Origin of the sequence: Xanthobacter wiegelii (assembly GCF_043193855.2) — a bacterium.
GTDB classification, from domain to species: Bacteria; Pseudomonadota; Alphaproteobacteria; order Rhizobiales; family Xanthobacteraceae; genus Xanthobacter; species Xanthobacter flavus_A.
In genome coordinates, this window is sequence record NZ_CM195529.1 from 1,157,980 (window position 1) to 1,174,648 (window position 16,669).

Consider the following 16,669-nt stretch of genomic DNA (forward strand, 5'->3'; position numbering starts at 1 on the left):
TTCAGAGCATCCAGCCGGCGCGCTCGCCGTCGAGGATGGCGATGTCCGCCTGGCGGGGCGCGAGGGCGTCGCCGACGACGTGCAGTTCGATGCCGTTTCCGGCGCAGGCGCGGGCCAGCGCGTCATCCGCCCGGTTGCCCATGGCGATGATCACGGCACCGTCGTGGGGCCGCTCGTGGACCGCCCCGCCGAACCGCGCCTCGCAGACGAGGTGCGCCTGCCGGATGGCGGTGACGAAAGTGGCGGGAACCACCTCGACTCCGAGGGCGGCGAGCTTGCGGTAGAGGGACGGGGCATGGTGCACGGGCAGGTCGGCGCCGGCGTGCATGTGCGGTGTGACGATGGTGACCTTCAGCCCCCGCGCGGCCAGCATTTCGGCGGCGGCGGTGCCGGAAAGATGGGGATCGTCTTCAACGACCACGACCGGCCCGGTCAAGCGCTCCGGCGTCTGGAACGCATCCCACACGGTGCGGACATGGGGCAAGTCCGCACCGGCGATGCCGTCCGCCCCGGGCCGCAACGAGGTGTAGCCGTCGCGCCGCGGCACCGAGCCTGTCGCCACGATCAGTGCGTCGAAGCCCTCGCGCTCGATCAGGGCGCGGTCCGCCGTGGTGGAGAGGCGGATTTCGACGGGAAGGCGCGCCAGCATCTCGATCTGCCAGCGATGGATCTCGGCGAAGCCGCGGCGCGAGGCGACGGCGCTGGTCATCAGGTTCTGGCCGCCGAGGCGGGCGCTCCGCTCGAACAGGGTCACGCGGTGGCCGCGCTCGGCCGCGATGCGGGCCGCGGCGAGGCCGGCCGGACCGCCGCCGACCACCGCTACCCGCTTCGCCCGCTCGGCCGGCCGCATGCGGCCGATGCCGATCTGCGCCTCGCGCCCCACCGCCGGATTGTGGATGCAGCCGACGCCCCGCCCGCGATCGAGGCCGACGATGCAGGACTGGTTGGAGTATGTGCAGATGCGGATGGCCTTCGCGTCACCTCGGGCTGCCTTCAGCGGCAGCTCGGGATCGGAGATGAGGGCACGGGCCATGCCGATGAAGTCCGCCTGTCCGGCCGCCAGAACTGCCTCCGCCGCCTCGGGCGTGGCGATGCGCGAGCTGACGCAGACCGGCAGGCCGGCAGCGGCGGTCCGGATCGCGCCAGCCTCTTGCGCGAACTGTGCTTCCGGGGCGGTGATGTCGGCGATCCAGCCGGGATAGTGCAGGGAGGTGAGGCCGCTCACATTCAGATAGCTGATCCCCTCGTTCCCGAGCCGAATAGCGATGGCGGTCGCCTCCTCGGGCGTCAGGCCGCCGGGTACGTCGTCGCGGCCGTTGATGCGGGCGCCGATGAGGAAATCCGGACCCACGGCGGCGCGGATGGCGCCGAGGCCCTCCAGCAGGAAGCGCATGCGGTTTTCCAGCGGCCCGCCATAGCGATCCGCGCGCCGGTTGGTGGCGGGGGAGAGGAATTCGTGCAGCAGATAGCCCTGCGCGGCGAACAGCTCGACCCCGTCGGCGCCCGCCGCCTTCAGGTTCAGGGCCGCTTCCACCATGGTGTCGACGTATTCGGAGATGTCCGCCTGCGTCATCTCCTTCGGGATCTCGCCGGTGCGCGGGCAGGGCAGGGGGGAGGGCGCCAGCAGCGGCACGCCGTATTGGGTCGTGCCGGGCGAGCGCAACTGCCGCCCGCTCATGTTGAGCTGGGAGACGAAGCAGGCCCCTTCCGCCTTGATGGCGTCGATCATCCGCCGGTAGTGGGGCTGCAGCGACGCGTCATTGGCAAGGTCGAGGCCGCCCAAAGGCGAGGTTTCAAGCGCCCCGCCCCAGGTGGCGAGCCGGCGCCAGGACGCCGGCATCAGGAAGTTGGACATCACGATGAGGCCCGCCCCGCCCTTCGCCCGCTCCACGTGATAGGCAATGGTGCGGTCGATGGCCGAGCCGTAGCCGCCCCCGAACATCACGGCGTGCGGCATCATGGCGATGCGGTTGCGCAGGGTGACGTGGCCGATGGCGAGCGGGCTGAGCAGCCGCTCGTAGGGGGCGGGTGCCATCTCAGAAGGGGCCCTTGCGCGGGAAGTTCGGCGGGCGCTTCTCGCGGAAGGAGGCGAGCCCCTCCTGCGGGTCGGGCCCGGAGAAGCCGAGCATCTCCAGCGCCAGCGAGGCGTCGAAGGTCGGTCCCATCATGCGCAGCCAGTTGTTGAGGGAATATTTGGTCCACTGGATGGCGGCAGGCGCTCCCTCGGCGAGACGGATGGCGATGCCGAGGGCCTTCTCCTGAAGCTCATCCTCGTCCACCGCGAGGGCGACAAGGCCCATCCGCTCGGCCATCTCGCCGGTCACCGGCTCGTTGAGCAGCAGGTGGTACTTGGCCTTGGCCATGCCGCACAGGAGCGGCCAGATGATCGCCGCATGGTCGCCGGCAGCGACGCCGAGGCGCACATGGCCGTCCACCAGCCTGGCGGTCTTGGTGACGACGGGAATATCGCAGATGAGCGCCGCGGCGAGGCCGGCGCCCACCGCCGCGCCCTGCACGGCCGAGACGATGGGCTTCGAGCAGTTGATGATGTTGTAGACGAGGTCGCGCGCCTCCCGCCACATGTTGGCGCGCTCCTCGAAGCTGCGCGTCAGGGCATCCACCATCTCGAACGAGCCGCCTGCCGAGAAGGAGCGGCCATTGGCGCAGAGCAGGACGGCGAGGGTGTCGCGGTCGCGATCCACCACGCGCCAGATGTCCACCAGTTCGCGGTGGGCGTCCGCGCCGAGGGCGTTGAGCGTCTCCGGCTGGTTCAGCGTCAGCCGCAGCACGCCGGCGGCCGGCCGGTCCACGAGGAGGGAGGGGAAGGCGGAATAGGCTTCGAGTGTCATGGTATCTCCGGGCGCGCGGATGTCAGATGGATCGGCGGGAGGTGAGCCCGCCGTCGATCGTCATGATCGTTCCCGAGGTGTAGGCGGATCTTGGCGAGGCGAGGAAGGCGAAAAGGTCCGCCACCTCGCGCACATGGGCGGCGCGGCCGAGCGGGTAGGCGGCGAGAAGCTCGGTGTAGCGGCTCTCGTCACCCCACTGCTCGTGGGCGCGCTTCTTCATGATGTTGAAGATGCGGTCGGTCGCCACCGGGCCGGGATTGATCCCGAGCACGCGGATGCCGTCATCGAGGCTGCGGCCGCCCAGCGCCCGCGTGAAGGCCATGAGCGCCGCATTCCCGGTGGAGCCGGCGATGTAGCGGAAGTCGAAATTCTCGCCGCCATTGCCGATGTTATTGAGGATGACGCCGCCGCCGGCCGCTTTCATCCGAGCGTAGAAGGCCCGGCACAGGTCGATATAGCCGAGGACCTTCACCTCCCAGCCGGCGCGCCAGCGGTCCGCATCCACGTCCCACAAGTCGCCGCCGGGAATGGCGCCGGCGTTGTTTACCAGCACGTCGATGTCGCCTGCCGCGGCCGCAATCCTTTCCGCCGCGCCGGGGGCGGCAATATCTTGCTCGTGGACGGCGACGGTGACGCCGTGCGCCGCGCGCAGGCGATCGGCCAGCGCCGCCATCTTCTCTCCGGAGCGGGCGACGAGGTGGAGATTGCAGCCCTCCTCGGCGAACACCTCGGCCAGTCCCTCGCCGATCCCTTGCGAGGCGCCGGTGATCAGCACGGTCTTTCCGCGCAGCTGAAGGTCCATGTCCGTTCTCTCCCTTCGGCTCTCGCCGGTGCTGACCGGCGGATGCCTTGTTTTCGTGTCTTTGGGTCCGCGCCGGGCTCAGGCCTCGCGCAGGATCTGCTCGATGTCCGTAATGGCCTCGGGATTGACCAGCGAGGAGAGGTCGCCCACCGGCGCTCCGGAATAGACCGAGCGGATCACCCGCCGCATGATCTTCGAACTGCGGGTCTTGGGCAGTTGCGGCACCACGAAGACGGCGCGCGGCGCGAAGGGACGGCCGAGCCTCTCCTGGATCCGCGCCGACGCCACCGCGCGGATGTCGTCCGCGGCGCCGTCGCAGGTGAGGAAGGCGACGATGGCCTGCCCCTTCACCGGGTCGCTCGCACCGATGACGGCGGCTTCCACCACGCCGTCGATCTCGACGAGGATTTCCTCCACTTCGGCCGGGCCGACGCGCTTGCCCGCCACTTTGATGGTGTCGTCCGAGCGACCAAGGAGGAAGAAGTGGCCATCGGGCGTCCGCATGGCGAGGTCGCCGTGGATCCACACGCCCGGGACCGTGTTCCAGTAGGCTTCGAGATAGCGCTCGTCATCCTGCCAGAAGCTCGCCGTCATCCCGACGAAGGGGGCGAGGATGGCGAGTTCGCCCACGGTGCCCGTGACGGGATTTCCGGCCGTGTCCAGCACGTCCAGCGCCACCCCCGGCGACCTTGTATTGAAGCCGGCCGGGATGATCGGCCGCGTGACGACGCTGGAGAGCAGGCCGCCGGAGACCTCGGTGCCGCCCGTATAATTGATAAGCGGGCACACGCCGCGGCCGAACGTGCGCTCGAACCAGACGAAATGCTCCGGCGCGATGCTTTCGCCAGCCGTGATGAGCAGGCGCAGGCAGGACAGATCGGGTGCGGTGCTGACCTCATCATTGGCGGCGAGGCCGCGAATGAGCGTCGGCGCTGAGCCAAAGTGGGTGACACGGTGCCGTTCGACGAGGCGGCCCATCCGCGACCAATCCGGATAGTCCGGTGCACCGTCGTAGCAGACCAGCGTCGCGCCTCTGAGCAAAGCCGATCCGAGGATCAGCGAGCCCGCGATCCACCCCATGTCCGCCGGCCAGCAGAAGACGTCGCCGGGGGCCACGTCGAAATGCACGGCAGCGTCGTGGGCGATCTTGATGGGGAAGCCGCCGTGCACGTGCACGGCGCCCTTGGGCTTGCCCGTGGTGCCCGAGGTGAAGATCACCATGAACGGATCGTTGGCGGACATCCGCGCGGATGGGGGCGTTGCGTGCGCCCGGGTCGCCAGCGCATGCCAGTCGTGCACGTCGGGGACTGCGGGTGCGTCATCCTCCGGTGCGCGCTTCAGGATGAGGCACGCGAGCTCCGGCAACGCGCTGCGGGCGGCGGCAAGCGTCGCGGCCGTGGAGACGAAGCGGCCGCGCCGCAGGAAGCCCGACGTGGCAATGAGTGCCCGTGCCCCGCAGGGTTCGAGCCGGGCGACGATGGCGTCCGTGCCGAAGCCGCTGAACAACGGCACCGCGATGGCACCAATATAGGCGATGGCCAGCAGCGAGACCGAGGCCTCGATGCCGTTCTCCATCAACAGCCCGATGCGGTCGCCGCGCTCGATTCCAAGGCTCAGCAGGCCCGCCGCAAAGCCGCGGACCTCGCCGGCCAGCTCGCGATAGGTCACCGCGCGCACGCTTCCGTCCTCCCGCTCCGCGATGATTGCGGGACGGTCAGCGGCCTCGGCATTGTCGAGGATGGTATCCACCCAGTTCAACTCTCCACCCACGAACCAGGATGGAAAGGGCGCGCCCCGCGACATGTCGCAATAGCGGGCATAGGGCCGGCTCCAGCGGATGCCGCAGAAGTCGTTCACGGTGCGCCAGTAGCGCTCGGGCTCGGCCAGCGAAAGGTCGTACACCGCTTCGATACCCTCGACGCCGAGCCGCCGCGATAGGGCCGTGACCTGCGCGCGCTCGATATACTCGGCGGTTGGCTGCCAGATGTCGTCGGTGTCGATGGCCATGATCAGATTCCCAGATAGGCGCGCTGCACGTCGGGGCTGGCGGCGAGGGTGCGCGCATCGTCGTCGGCGGTGATGGCCCCGCCTTCGAGGATGTAGGCGCGGTCGGCGATGGCGAGGGCGGTCTCGGCATTCTGCTCGACGAGCAGGATGTTGACCCCGGAATGCGCGATCTGGGTGACGATATCGGCGATGCGGTCCACCACCGCGGGGGCGAGGCCGATGGTCGGCTCGTCGAGGAGGAGCACCCGTGGCGCACTCATCAGGGCGCGGGCGACGGCGATCATCTGCTGCTGCCCGCCGCTGAAGGTGCCGGCATGGGTGCCGAGGCGGTCCTTGAGTTCCGGGAACAGGGAGATCACGCGGTCGAGGTCACGCTTCACCGCTGCTGCGTCGTGCCGTGCGAACGCTCCGAGCTCCAGGTTCTCGAGCATGGTCATTTCGGGAAACAGCCGCCGGCCTTCCGGCACGACGCTCAGGCCCTTGCGCACCATCCGGTCCGGCGAGAGACCGGTCACCTCCTCGCCGAATAGGCGCACGCTGCCGCCGCTCGGCCGCACCAGGCCGCAGATAGCCTTGATAAGCGTGGACTTGCCCGCGCCGTTGGCGCCGATCAGGGTGACGATCTCGCCCGATCTCAGCACCAGATCCACGTCCCGCAACGCCGGAACAACGCCGTACCGCGCCGACAGGCCGCGAACTTCCAGGGGAAGGATGGCCGGGCTTTCAATGGTCATGGCGGTGCCCCAAATAGGCGTCGATCACACGACGATCGGCGCGGATCTCCGCCGGCGTGCCGGTGGCGAGATGCTGCCCGTGGTGCAGCACCACAATCCGGTCGCAGACCCGCATCACCGCCTTCATGTTGTGCTCGACCAGCAGCACCGAGCAGCCGAACGCGTCGCGGATGCGCTCCAGCATGGCGAGGGTATTGGCGACCTCGGTCTGGTTGAGGCCGGTCAGCGGCTCATCCAGGCACAGGAGACGCGGGCGGGCGGCGAAGGCAATGGCGATGGAGACGAGGCGCTGCAAACCGTGCGGCAGGTTGCCGGCCTGCTCCGAAAGAAATTGCGTGAGGCCGAGCATTTCCGCCGTCTCCGCCACCCGGGCGCGGCGCGCGGCGGCGCCCTTCACCCCGTGGATGGTGCCGAGCAGGATATTGTCGGCAACGGTCATGGTGCGCATGAAGCTGCCGTGCTGGAACGTGCGCACCAGTCCACGGCGGCTGATCTCCAGCGCGGAGCGTCCCGTGCAGTTCTCGCCGAACACGAACAATTCGCCCGCCGAGGGCTTGTAGAAGCCGCTGATGAGGTTGAACGTCGTGCTCTTGCCGGCGCCGTTGGGCCCGATGAGGCCGAGGATTTCCTTCGTCCTGATCTCCAGGTCCAGGTTGGAGACTGCAACGAGGCCGCCGAAGCGGCGCGTGAGGCCGCGGGTTGCGAGAAGCGGCTGCTGGCTCTGGTCCATCTCAGTGCCCCTTCGCCGCGGAAGGCTTGCGCCGCCCGGAGAGAAGGCCGGTGATGCCGTTGGGGAGCAGCAGCACGGCGAGGGTGATGGCGGCGCCGTAGAAGATGTGCTCGTCGCCGCCGAGGCCGAGGGCGTAGCTGCCCAGCACGACGAGCAGGACCGAACCCACGAGCGGCCCGACGATGTTGTCCTCGCCGCCGACCTTCACATAAGCGAGGGCGAAGGCGGCGACGAGAAAGCTGAAGTCTCCGGGGCTGATCACGTTGTTGGCGAAGGCGTGCAGGCTCCCCGCGACGCCGGCCGCGACCGAGGCCGCCGCGAAGCAGGCAATCTTCACGAGCAGGATGTTCAGGCCGACCGTACGCGCGACGTTCTCGTTGTCCCGGATGGCGGTCAGAATCTTGCCGAAATCCGATCGCTCGAGAACGTAGAGCGCGAAGATGACTGCGCAGGACGTGCCGACGATGACGGTCGGCATCCAGGCATCCAGCGCAACCGGCGGGAAGATGCCGATCATTCCGGACGTTCCGCCAAGCGCCGTGCTTTTCGAATAGAGGATCCGCACCGCCTCGGTGAAGGCAAAGCCGATGAGGAGGAAATAGGGCCCCTTGGTGCGCAGCGTCACGTAGCCGAAGGCGACCGAAACCAGTCCGGCCGTCAATCCTCCGGCGAGGATGGCGACCACGAACGGCCATTGCAGGATGGTGACGGCCGCACCGGTCGTGTAGGCGCCGATACCCACGAAAGCGGCGGTGGCGAAGTTGAGTTCCCCCATCAGCATCACGAATCGCAGGCTCACGGCGGTGAGCGCGGCGACGGCGATGAGGTTGATCACACTGGCGATATATGCATCGCGCACCATGAGGGTCGCGACCAGCACGAGGGCGACGCCCGCAGCCCAGTAGGGCAGCTTCAGATCATCCATGACCGAGAAGTCCCTTCGGCCGCACCAGCAGCACGGCGATGACGAGAATGAAGATGGCGATGCTCGCGGAGCTGGGATCGAAGTAGAACCCGCCCACGGTCTCGATGGCGGCGACGAACAACCCGCCGAGAATGGCACCGGGGACACTGCCCAGACCGCCCACGATGACCGCGATGAAGCCCTTGATGAGATAGTCCGCGCCTATCACCGGCGAGACGATCGTGACCGGCGCGATCAGCGCCCCGGCCAATGCGGCCAGCCCGGCGGCAATCATGAAGCCGGAGAGCGCCATGCGATTGTACGGGATGCCCTGGAGCATCGCCGCCTCGTGATCGATGGAAACCGCCCTCAGCGCCTTGCCGAGCTTGGTCCGGGTCAGCGCCCAGTAGAGCACTCCGGTGACCGCGACGGCCGCCACGCACAGTGCAAGACGCTGGCCGGTAATGGCGGCGCCGAATACGGAGAGCGTTCCGGGAATGATGTCCGGCACCGGCCGCACCGCGCCGCCGAAGATCTTCATCAAGATGCCGTCCAGCAGCAGCACGAGGCCGATGGAGAGAATGAAGGAGCCGACGAGGTCGCGCTGAAAGAAGCGGAATCCGCCCATATACATGGCGAAGCCGAGCGCAAGCGATGCGACGACGCCCGCGAGAGCGCCGACGAGATAGGCGGCGAGGACGGGGAACCCCGCCGTAGACAGCCAGGCAACGATGGCGGCCACCACCAGCGCCGAAACGGCAAAGAGGTGGCCGTGGGCGAAGTTCACGATGCGCATGACGCCGAAGATCAGCGTCAGGCCGAGCGAGAACAGGATATAGACGGCGCCGATCTGCAGGCTCGTCAGGGTGAGCTGTATTGCGGTTTGCATCTGCGGGGCGTGCTTTCGTCGGGGCAGAGCCTCGTCCCGGAACGGATCAACGTCCCGGGAGCCGATGCCGCGTCCACCACGCCGGGCGGAGGACGCGGCTGCGCATCACTTCGTGGTGGGCACGATGCGGGATTTCTCCACCAGTTTGCCGTCCTGGACCTGCGTGATGATCACCGGGAGGCGCATCTGCTGGCGCGAGCCATAGGTATCGAGCCCGTAGAAATCGACAGGCGTGCCATAGAAAGAGGTGAACGTAACGTCCGGCATCGCGGCGCCGACGGTCTTGGCGTCCACCGACTTCGCCTTCTCCATGCCGGCCTTCAGCGCGTAGACCGCATCATAGAAGCCGATCTGGATGGCGTTGAGAGACTCTCCGGTGGCCGCCCGAACTTCCTCGTTCACGGCCTTCTGCTTGGCGGTGGCGGTGTCTCCGTCCAACGATACGGCAGCGCCCATGTAGACGCCCTCGATGGCATTTCCGCCGGTGGCCTTGAGTCCGTCGATCCCGGTTCCGACCTCGACCACCTTGACGCCCTTCCAGCCCAGCACGTCCAGCTCCTTCCACACGGCGCCGGCGTCGGCCGGTGGCATTCCGCCAAGGTCCACGATGTCGGGCTTGAGGGAGGCGATGCGTGCGGCGATCGGCTGGAATTCGGTGGTACCGCGCTCATAGAAGTCGCTGGACAGGACCTTTACTCCGGTTTCCGTCCAGACCTTCTTCGCCACGCCCTCGGTGTCGCGTCCGGTGGCGTCGTTGGGGTTGAGCATGACGATCGATTTGGCCTGCGGATTGGCCTCATGGATGTAGCGGATGAGGGGCGGCAGAATTTCGAACGGCGTGTTCATCTGCGTGAACGTCAGCGGGAACTTCGGCCCCTTGATGCTGGGGCCCCAGGCCGTGGTGAAGAGCACGACGCCCTGGCGTTCGCTGAGGGACTGGAGCGCCTGCACCGGCGCCGTTCCGAGGCTGCCGGCGATGAACTTGACTCCTTCGCGGTTGAGCAGAGTTTGAGCCACCTTGGTGCCTTCGGCGGCGTTGTACTTGTTGTCATAGGCGACGCATTCGAAATTGTAGGTCTTGCCGTCGACCTTGACGCCGCCCGCCTGCGCGATCTCCTGCGCAGCCTTCTTGCACATGAACTCCGAGCCCTTGCCCCAGATGGCACCGGTGCCGGACAGCGGAATGGACAGGCCGAGCTTGATGGTTTCCTGGGCTCCGGCCGCGCCGGCTCCGGAAACGAGGCCCAGGGCGGCAAGCATTGCCGTGCCCGCTGCTGTACCAAGGGCACGTGACCTGATCGACCTGATCCTGCACGCCATGATGTCTTCCTCCCGTTATTGCGGCGCATTTGAAGGAGCGCCCGTTCTTAGCTTTCGGCCTTGGTCTGCCCCTGGCCCGCGAGGCGCCCGATCTCGTCGGCGTCGTACCCCAGCGATGCGAGAAGTTCTTCTGTATGGGCGCCCAGCTCGGGCGCGGGACGCCCCTGCGCCAGCCGGCCGGCTGCGGTGCGCACCAGATTCGTGACGACCGGGGCGTTGCCGGCGGGCAGGGCCATCTCCTCGAAGAAGCCGCCGTCCCTGTTTTCGGGTGCGGCGAGCGCTTCGGCCGGCGAGAGGGCCTTGCAGGCGGGAATCCTGGCGGCCGCGAGTTCGGCGAGACATTCCTGCGAGGATCGCGCGGCGCACCACTGCGCCATCACCGCGCTCAGGGCCTCGCCGTTCTCGCCACGCAGAATGTCCGAGGAAAAGCGCGGATCCGCGGCCAGCTCGGGCTGCCCCACGAAGCTGGCCCAGCGGCGGAACATGCCGTCGCCGATGACCTGGACCATCACCCAGCCGTCGCGGGTTCGGAACAGATCGGAGGGGCCGGCGATGGGGCTGCGGTTGCCGATGGCGACGCGGCTGCGCGCGCCGAAAGCTTCCTCGATGAGCATCGGATTGGTTATGGTGAGTGCGGTGCCGAGGAGGGAGGCCTCCACATGCTGGCCGCGTCCCGTTGCCATGCGCTCGTGGAGGGCGGCGAGGGTGGCGAAGGCGGCCGCAATCCCCGTGGCGTAATCCACATAGGACACGGCGGCACGCAGCGGCCGCTCGCCGGTCCCCGTCAGGCACATGGCGCCCGAGAGGGCCTGTCCCGTGCCATCGAAGCCGATCCGGTCGCGGCTTTCGCCTTGCGTCCCGAAGGCGCTGATGGTGGTGAGGATAATATCCGGGCGGATGGCGCAAAGGCGATCGTAGTCGAGACCCGCGCGCTTGAGGGCTGCCGGCGGCAGGTTCACCACCACCGCGTCGCAGGTGGCCACGAGCCGTTCGAAAGCGGCGCACCCTGCGGGCTGGTCGATGTCGAGGGCGAGCGACTTCTTGTTGCGATTGACCTGAAGATAGAGCGCGCCGCGTCCGGCAACGCCGACCGGCATGACTTCGCGATCCGGTGCGCCCGATGTCGGCTCGATCCGGATGACCTCCGCGCCCTGTTCCGCGAGCAAGGCGGTGCAAAAGGGGGCCGCGATGTAGCGGCCGAGATCGAGGACACGCACGCCACGAAGGCCGCGCGGCGCACCTCCCCCCTCATCCGACACGGCCGCCTTCGCGTTGGCCTGCTTCTCTTTTTCCACGTTTCCTCGCCTTTGATTTCTTCGGAAGGGGCTTCCCATCGCCGGCTTCGTTGTGTTAGTCATTCTGTATCTTGAATGACATTCACAAATTTCTGAAAGCTATTCATACATGAGCGATCCTGCCGATCAAGACCCTTCGCCAAAAATCGTCGGAGCCGTGGCCAACGCGGTTTCGATCCTGAGAAGCCTGGCGCAATCGAGCGGCCCCGCCGGCGTGAACGTCATCGCGCGGGATGCCGGCGTCAGCGTCAGCACCTGCTTCAACATCCTGCGCACGCTCACGAGCGAGCGCCTTGTAGACTTCGATCCCGGGGCGAAGACCTATGCCATCGGCATGGGTGTTCTGGAGCTGTCCCTGCCGCTGCTGGGCGCAAACCAGGCCAATCTCATCCGGCCCGAGCTCGCCCGGCTTTCGGCGGAGCACAAGTGCCTGATGTGCCTGTGGCAGATCACCGACGGCGAGCGCATCGTTTTGGTCGATCGCGTTTCCACGGCAAAGACGGTGCGCGTGGACATGTCGGACGGCTCGCGCCTGCCGACCTTCGTGGGCGCGATCGGGCGCTGTTATGCGGCGCTGCGCGACCTGCCCCGTGACGAACTGAAGGCCCGGTTCGACGCGCTGCAATGGCAGTCGCCGCCGAGCTTCGAAGAATACGTGAAGGACGTGGAGCAGGCCCGCCGCGACGGCTATGCCTTCGATCTCGGCCAGTTGTTCCGCGGCCTCGAGATTGCCGCAGCGGTCGTGACCGACCCGTCCGGCAAGCCGCGGCTCGGCATCAGCGGAATTTCCATCGCCGGCCAACTGACCCGGCCGGAAATCGAGCAGCTGGGGGCCGCGCTCAGGGATTCCGCGGATTTCATCAGCGAGTCCCTGTTCGGGGTTTCGAGCGGGCTGCGCCAGAGCGAGCGCCGGCTAGCGGCCGGGCCGGGCCGCCGTGCGCGGGGAGGAAAGGCCTGATGAGCGAAGGGAGCCCGGTCTGGGTTTTCGACAGTTTCCGGCCTGGCGAGCTTCTCGGCCACCATGCCATCGCGCTGGACGACGCCCGTCTCGCGGATTGGGAGGCGATCTATGGCGCCGTCGCGGCCGGTCGCTTGCCCTCCGGCATTCTCGTGGCGGCAATGATGGAAGCCTACCTCAAGGCCTTCTCCCCCCGGCCTCCCGGCAATGTCCACGCCTCGCAGACGTTGGCCTTCGGAGACCCCGTGCAGCCGGGAGACCAGCTTGAGGCCGAGGTCTCCTGCCTGTGGAAGGAACTGCGCAAGGCCCGCCGCTGGGTCGGTTTCGGGGTGGTCCTCAAAAAGGGGGATCGCGAGGTCCTCGCGGGCGAGATCCGGACGATCTGGGCCAAGTAAACAGGCGGCCCCGAAAGGTGTACGGGCGCCGCGAGAGCGCCGACGAAGGAAACAGCCGATGGAAATGCCACAAGACGCCGCGCTGCCGCGCGAGCTCGCCTGCGTGAGCCTCGTCGCCGACCAGGATGCAGTCGCCCGTTACGCGGAGCTGACACGGGACTTCAACCCCATCCACCTCAACGCGGAATTCGCGGCCGGAACCAGTTTCGGACGGCCAATCGCCCACGGGACGCTGGGCCTCAACCTCGTGATCGAGGCACTGGAGCGCACCTTCGGTGCGGTCCCCGAGGATGCGCGTCTTGAAGTGCGTTTCATCGCCCCGGTGCCTGTTGGCGCGACGATCCGCGCCGGGGGCCACCTGACCGACGAAGCGACGGGCTCCTACGAGATTTTCGTTGAAACTGCCTCCGGCGAACGGGCCGTCGCAGGCACCTGCACCATCGGCGCCGCGCCAGAGATCCGGAACACGGGAGCAAGCAAGATATGACAATGCCCGCCGTCGATGACGAAACCTTCGGCCAGCTGAAGGATGCGGTCGAACGCTTCGTCGCGGAGCGCCTCGTCCCCAATGAGATGCGCGTCGAGATCGAGGACGAGATTCCCGAGGAAATTGTTGACGAGATGCGCGAACTCGGGCTGTTCGGCCTCACCATTCCGCCGGAATACGGCGGCATCGGGCTCAATGCCCGCCAGGAAACACAGCTCGCCCAGATCTTTGGCGGCACGGCGCTAGCCTTCCGCTCGCTGCTGGCAACCAATATCGGCATCGGTGCGCGCGGCCTGATCTTCGAGGGGACCGAAGAGCAAAAGCAGGCCTATCTGCCGAAGCTCGCCAGCGGCGAACTGATGTCCGCCTTCGCCCTCACCGAGCCGGACACCGGCTCCGATCCCGCGAACCTCACCACCCGCGCCGAGCGGGACGGCGACGACTACGTGATCAACGGCACGAAGCGCTACATCACCAATGCCCAGCGCGCCGGGCTGTTCACGGTGATGGCCCGGACCGAGTTCGACAAGCCCGGTGCCGACGCCATCACCGCCTTCCTTGTGCCTCGCGATACGCCGGGCCTCACCATCGGCAAGAAGGACCGCAAGATGGGTCAGCGCGGCACCACCACATCGGATGTGATGTTCGACAATGTGCGGGTACCGGCGAGTGCCATCATCGGCCAGACGCCGGGGCGCGGTTTCCGCCTCGCCATGCGGGTCCTCGATCGCGGGCGCATCCACATCGCCGCCCTCGCCACCGGCGCCTGCAAGCGGCTGATCGCGGAGATGATCGCCTTCGCGCGCGAGCGCAGGCAGTTCGGCAAGCCGATTGCCGAGTACCAGCTGATCCAGGCGATGATCGCCGACAGCCACACGGACTACCTCGCCTCCAAGGCCCTCGTGGAGCAGACGGCGACGCTCTACGACCGGGACGGCGCCGCGCGCACCGAGGCGTCGGCGGCCAAGTATTTCGCCACCGAGGCGGTCGGCCGCGTCGCAGACCGGGCGGTCCAGGTACACGGCGGCGCCGGCTACATGAGCGAATATGCGGTGGAGCGCTTCTATCGCGATGTCCGCCTGATGCGGATCTACGAGGGCACCAGCCAGATCCAGCAATTGCTGATCGCCCGCCAGTTGCTGAAGGGAGCATGACCATGGCCGATACACGGATGCTGGACGGCAAGGTCGTCGTCGTCACCGGCGCGGGGGGCGGCATCGGCCGCGATATCGCGCTGATGGCCGGGGCCCACGGCGCGAAGGTGGTGGTCAACGATATCGGCACGAGCCTCGACGGGCAGGGGCGGGACGATGGTCCCGCCGCGCGCGTCGTCGCCGAGATCCGCGCCGCCGGCGGCGAGGCGGTGGCGAGCCTGGAGAGCGTCACCGAAACCGCTGGCGCGGAGCGCATCGTGGCCCAGGCGGTCGATGCGTTCGGCCGGCTCGACGGCGTCGTGAACAACGCGGGCATCCTGCGCGACGCCTTCTTCCACAAGATGTCGGAAGACGAATGGGACAAGGTGCTGAAGGTCCATCTCTACGGCAGCTTCAACATCAGCCGGGCCGCGGCGCCGCTGTTCAAGGAACAGCAGGCGGGCAGCCTCGTGCACATGACCTCCACATCCGGCCTCATCGGCAACCGGGCGCAGGCCAACTATTCGGCCGCCAAGCTCGGCGTGGTGGGCCTGTCAAAGTCCATCGCGCTGGACATGGAGCGCTTCGGGGTGCGCTCCAACTGCATCGCCCCATTCGCCTGGAGCCGGATGATCTCGTCCATCAAGGTGGATACGCCCGAGCAGGAGGCCCGCGTCGCACGACTGCAGCAGATGACGCCAGCGAAGGTCGCACCCCTCGCCGTCTATCTCCTCAGCGACAAGGCCGGGCAGGTCAGCGGGCAGATATTCTGCGTGCGCAACAACGAGATCTTCCTCTTCAGCCAGCCCCGGCCGGTGCGCTCGGTGCAGCGCGACGGCGGATGGACGCCGGAGGAGATCGCCGACCACGCCATGCCCGCGCTGGCCGCCAGCTTCCATCGCCTCGATGTCTCCGCCGAGGTGTTCACCTGGGACCCGGTCTGAGCCCGCAGAGCAAGGAGTTTCCGCGATGCGTCGCGCTGCCATCGTTTCCCCCCTTCGCACGCCGGTCGGCCGCTTCGGAGGAGCCCTGAAGGATGTGCCCGTCGAGCGGCTGGGCGCCATTGTCGTCAATGCCATTCTCGACCGCACGGGTCTAGATCCAATGCGCGTTGACGATGTGGTCTTCGCCCAGTCCTACGCCAATTCCGAGACGCCCTGCGTCGGCCGCTGGATCGCGCTGGAGGCGGGGCTTCCGGTGGAGGTGCCGGGGATGCAGCTCGACCGCCGTTGCGGCGGCGGGCTCCAATCCATCGCCACGGCCGCGATGATGGTGCAGACGGGCGCCTGCGACGTGGTGATCGCCGGCGGCGTCGAAAGCATGAGTGCCATCGAGCACTACACCACCGGTGTGCGCTGGGGTACGCGCTCCGGCTCGCCCGTCCTGTACGACAGGCTTGATCGCGGCCGCGAGCGTTCCCAGCCCGAGCATCGCTTCGGACCCATTTCCGGCATGATCGAGACGGCCGAGAACCTTGCCCGCAAGTATCAGATCTCCCGCGAGGCGGCCGATGCCTATGCCGCGCGCAGCCAGCAGCGCGCCGCCGCGGCCTGGGGCGACGGGCGCATGGCGGCCGAGGTGGTGCACGTCGGCGTGCCGCAGAAGAAGGGGGAGGCGGTCGTCATCGATCGCGACGAGGGCGTCCGCGGCGACACCACGGCCGATTCCCTTGGCAAGCTGCGCGCCATCCAGAAGGGCGGCACGGTGACGGCCGGCAACGCCGCCCAGCAGAACGACGCGGCCGCCGCATGTCTCATCGTGGCCGAGGACAAGCTCGCGTCCCTTGGCCTCGTGCCCGATGCCTTCCTTGTCGGCTGGGCGGCGGCAGGGTGCGAGCCGGCGGAGATGGGCATCGGCCCCGTACCCGCCACCGCGCGGCTCATGGGGCGTGTGGGCCTCTCGCTGGACGACATGGACCTCATCGAGATCAACGAGGCCTTCGCCTGCCAGGTGCTGTCCGTGCTCAAGCAATGGCCGGGCGTGGATCCGGAGCGGGTGAACGTAAACGGCTCGGGCATCTCTCTCGGCCATCCCGTCGGCGCCACCGGCGTGCGCATCCTCACCACCCTTGTCCACGAGATGAAGAGGCGCGGTGCCCGCTACGGGCTGGAGACCATGTGCATCGGCGGTGGCCAGGGCGCCGCCGCGATCATTGAGCGCGCGTGA

At 67.7% G+C, this 16,669-nt stretch carries 16 protein-coding genes; 6 read left to right on the plus strand and 10 right to left on the minus strand.

Features of this window, described 5'->3' with window-relative positions; translation table 11 throughout:
- Position 1: 1 nt before the first annotated feature.
- From V5F63_RS05260 to V5F63_RS05305, 10 genes are all read right to left on the minus strand, one after another.
- Complete coding sequence (locus tag V5F63_RS05260; RefSeq protein ID WP_394102463.1) at positions 2 to 2,035, minus strand: FAD-dependent oxidoreductase; 2,034 nt, start codon at positions 2,033 to 2,035, stop codon at positions 2 to 4.
- Position 2,036: 1 nt separating this feature from the next.
- Positions 2,037 to 2,849: an enoyl-CoA hydratase/isomerase family protein gene (locus V5F63_RS05265; RefSeq protein WP_394102464.1), complete on the minus strand. Its 813-nt coding sequence runs from the start codon at positions 2,847 to 2,849 to the stop codon at positions 2,037 to 2,039.
- Positions 2,850 to 2,871: 22 nt separating this feature from the next.
- Positions 2,872 to 3,651, minus strand: coding sequence for an SDR family oxidoreductase (locus tag V5F63_RS05270; protein WP_394102465.1), 780 nt, complete (start codon positions 3,649 to 3,651; stop codon positions 2,872 to 2,874).
- A gap of 78 nt (positions 3,652 to 3,729) precedes the next feature.
- The gene (locus V5F63_RS05275; RefSeq protein WP_394102466.1) at positions 3,730 to 5,658 is read right to left on the minus strand and encodes an AMP-binding protein; all 1,929 of its coding nucleotides are present in this window, start codon (positions 5,656 to 5,658) and stop codon (positions 3,730 to 3,732) included.
- Between the two features lie 2 nt (positions 5,659 to 5,660).
- Entirely contained in the window at positions 5,661 to 6,392 is a 732-nt protein-coding gene (locus V5F63_RS05280; protein ID WP_209487962.1) for an ABC transporter ATP-binding protein, read from the minus strand.
- Positions 6,382 to 7,122, minus strand: a complete 741-nt coding sequence (locus V5F63_RS05285) for an ABC transporter ATP-binding protein (RefSeq protein WP_394102467.1) — start codon at positions 7,120 to 7,122, stop codon at positions 6,382 to 6,384. The genes V5F63_RS05280 and V5F63_RS05285 overlap by 11 nt, the downstream gene beginning before the upstream one ends.
- A gap of 1 nt (position 7,123) precedes the next feature.
- Positions 7,124 to 8,047: a branched-chain amino acid ABC transporter permease gene (locus tag V5F63_RS05290; RefSeq protein WP_394102468.1), complete on the minus strand. Its 924-nt coding sequence runs from the start codon at positions 8,045 to 8,047 to the stop codon at positions 7,124 to 7,126.
- Positions 8,040 to 8,915: a branched-chain amino acid ABC transporter permease gene (locus tag V5F63_RS05295; RefSeq protein WP_394102469.1), complete on the minus strand. Its 876-nt coding sequence runs from the start codon at positions 8,913 to 8,915 to the stop codon at positions 8,040 to 8,042. The genes V5F63_RS05290 and V5F63_RS05295 overlap by 8 nt, the downstream gene beginning before the upstream one ends.
- 105 nt (positions 8,916 to 9,020) lie before the next feature.
- The gene (locus V5F63_RS05300; RefSeq protein ID WP_209487966.1) at positions 9,021 to 10,175 is read right to left on the minus strand and encodes an ABC transporter substrate-binding protein; all 1,155 of its coding nucleotides are present in this window, start codon (positions 10,173 to 10,175) and stop codon (positions 9,021 to 9,023) included.
- Between the two features lie 107 nt (positions 10,176 to 10,282).
- Entirely contained in the window at positions 10,283 to 11,530 is a 1,248-nt protein-coding gene (locus tag V5F63_RS05305; protein ID WP_394102470.1) for a CaiB/BaiF CoA transferase family protein, read from the minus strand.
- Positions 11,531 to 11,687: 157 nt separating this feature from the next.
- On the opposite strand from V5F63_RS05305, the gene V5F63_RS05310 reads away from it, so the two are divergent.
- The 6 genes from V5F63_RS05310 to V5F63_RS05335 all read left to right on the plus strand — a co-directional run bounded on the left by V5F63_RS05310 (position 11,688) and on the right by V5F63_RS05335 (position 16,669).
- Positions 11,688 to 12,488, plus strand: coding sequence for an IclR family transcriptional regulator (locus V5F63_RS05310; RefSeq protein ID WP_509210820.1), 801 nt, complete (start codon positions 11,688 to 11,690; stop codon positions 12,486 to 12,488).
- On the plus strand, positions 12,488 to 12,883 hold the full coding sequence (locus V5F63_RS05315) for a hypothetical protein (RefSeq protein ID WP_209487968.1): 396 nt from the start codon (positions 12,488 to 12,490) through the stop codon (positions 12,881 to 12,883). Before V5F63_RS05310 ends, V5F63_RS05315 begins: the two co-directional genes overlap by 1 nt.
- Before the next feature lie 64 nt (positions 12,884 to 12,947).
- Positions 12,948 to 13,370 (plus strand): MaoC family dehydratase, encoded by a 423-nt coding sequence (locus tag V5F63_RS05320; protein ID WP_209487969.1) that lies wholly within the window; start codon positions 12,948 to 12,950, stop codon positions 13,368 to 13,370.
- 2 nt (positions 13,371 to 13,372) lie between these two features.
- A complete protein-coding gene (locus tag V5F63_RS05325) occupies positions 13,373 to 14,524 on the plus strand; it encodes an acyl-CoA dehydrogenase family protein (RefSeq protein ID WP_209487970.1) in 1,152 nt (383 codons plus the stop codon).
- A gap of 2 nt (positions 14,525 to 14,526) precedes the next feature.
- The gene (locus V5F63_RS05330) at positions 14,527 to 15,447 is read left to right on the plus strand and encodes an SDR family NAD(P)-dependent oxidoreductase (RefSeq protein WP_209487971.1); all 921 of its coding nucleotides are present in this window, start codon (positions 14,527 to 14,529) and stop codon (positions 15,445 to 15,447) included.
- A gap of 25 nt (positions 15,448 to 15,472) precedes the next feature.
- Positions 15,473 to 16,669, plus strand: a complete 1,197-nt coding sequence (locus V5F63_RS05335; RefSeq protein ID WP_394102472.1) for an acetyl-CoA C-acetyltransferase — start codon at positions 15,473 to 15,475, stop codon at positions 16,667 to 16,669.

Coding starts and splice junctions, on each gene's coding strand:
- V5F63_RS05260 (WP_394102463.1), bottom strand. CDS start 2,035: ATGGCACCCGCCCCCTACGAGCGGCTGCTCAGCCCGCTCGCCATCGGC.
- V5F63_RS05265 (WP_394102464.1), bottom strand. CDS start 2,849: ATGACACTCGAAGCCTATTCCGCCTTCCCCTCCCTCCTCGTGGACCGG.
- V5F63_RS05270 (WP_394102465.1), bottom strand. CDS start 3,651: ATGGACCTTCAGCTGCGCGGAAAGACCGTGCTGATCACCGGCGCCTCG.
- V5F63_RS05275 (WP_394102466.1), bottom strand. CDS start 5,658: ATGGCCATCGACACCGACGACATCTGGCAGCCAACCGCCGAGTATATC.
- V5F63_RS05280 (WP_209487962.1), bottom strand. CDS start 6,392: ATGACCATTGAAAGCCCGGCCATCCTTCCCCTGGAAGTTCGCGGCCTG.
- V5F63_RS05285 (WP_394102467.1), bottom strand. CDS start 7,122: ATGGACCAGAGCCAGCAGCCGCTTCTCGCAACCCGCGGCCTCACGCGC.
- V5F63_RS05290 (WP_394102468.1), bottom strand. CDS start 8,047: ATGGATGATCTGAAGCTGCCCTACTGGGCTGCGGGCGTCGCCCTCGTG.
- V5F63_RS05295 (WP_394102469.1), bottom strand. CDS start 8,915: ATGCAAACCGCAATACAGCTCACCCTGACGAGCCTGCAGATCGGCGCC.
- V5F63_RS05300 (WP_209487966.1), bottom strand. CDS start 10,175: ATGCTTGCCGCCCTGGGCCTCGTTTCCGGAGCCGGCGCGGCCGGAGCC.
- V5F63_RS05315 (WP_209487968.1), top strand. CDS start 12,488: ATGAGCGAAGGGAGCCCGGTCTGGGTTTTCGACAGTTTCCGGCCTGGC.
- V5F63_RS05320 (WP_209487969.1), top strand. CDS start 12,948: ATGCCACAAGACGCCGCGCTGCCGCGCGAGCTCGCCTGCGTGAGCCTC.
- V5F63_RS05325 (WP_209487970.1), top strand. CDS start 13,373: ATGCCCGCCGTCGATGACGAAACCTTCGGCCAGCTGAAGGATGCGGTC.
- V5F63_RS05330 (WP_209487971.1), top strand. CDS start 14,527: ATGGCCGATACACGGATGCTGGACGGCAAGGTCGTCGTCGTCACCGGC.
- V5F63_RS05335 (WP_394102472.1), top strand. CDS start 15,473: ATGCGTCGCGCTGCCATCGTTTCCCCCCTTCGCACGCCGGTCGGCCGC.